The 433-nt window shown below is 51.3% G+C and carries 1 protein-coding gene; it reads right to left on the reverse strand.

What is annotated here, in order from left to right; all coding sequences use genetic code 11:
• Window positions 1-193 precede the first annotated feature (193 nt).
• A partial coding sequence (locus GQF02_RS15755; RefSeq protein ID WP_160798404.1) for a S24 family peptidase occupies window positions 194-433 on the reverse strand: 240 nt, incomplete at its 5' end.

The following is a 433-nucleotide window of genomic DNA, read 5'->3' on the forward strand; positions in this document are numbered from 1 at the left end:
TGTGGTGAGGTGGGAGTATTGGCAGAGGGAAATCAGCGAGCAGAAGCGAGTTAATCTGAGCTGAAACGAGCAGCGGCGCGGGTTTGCGCCGAGTCTTTGCAATTACTGCCAATACGCGAAATTTTCACCGCAAAAACGTGTCACGGACATGCTTTCACCTGTTATTTGTCAGCTTATGGCAGCAACTGCGAAATCAGGTCTGACGACCAAACCAGACCACCTTACCGATGACCGCAACACCCTCTTCAGCGTTAGAAAGGTCAACATCGAAGGATGCATAGGCCGGATTAGCGCTAGAAACCCTAAGTTTCCAGCCTGGAAGCCTTTGCAGCTGCTTCACCATGAGCATGTCATCCAAGCGTATCACATAGATGCCCTCATGGTTCGCATCGCGGCGCGAAGTATCGAGCATGATTACATCGCGATCCTTCAG

It is taken from the genome of Craterilacuibacter sinensis (assembly GCF_009831765.1).
GTDB classification, from domain to species: domain Bacteria; phylum Pseudomonadota; class Gammaproteobacteria; order Burkholderiales; family Chromobacteriaceae; genus Craterilacuibacter; species Craterilacuibacter sinensis.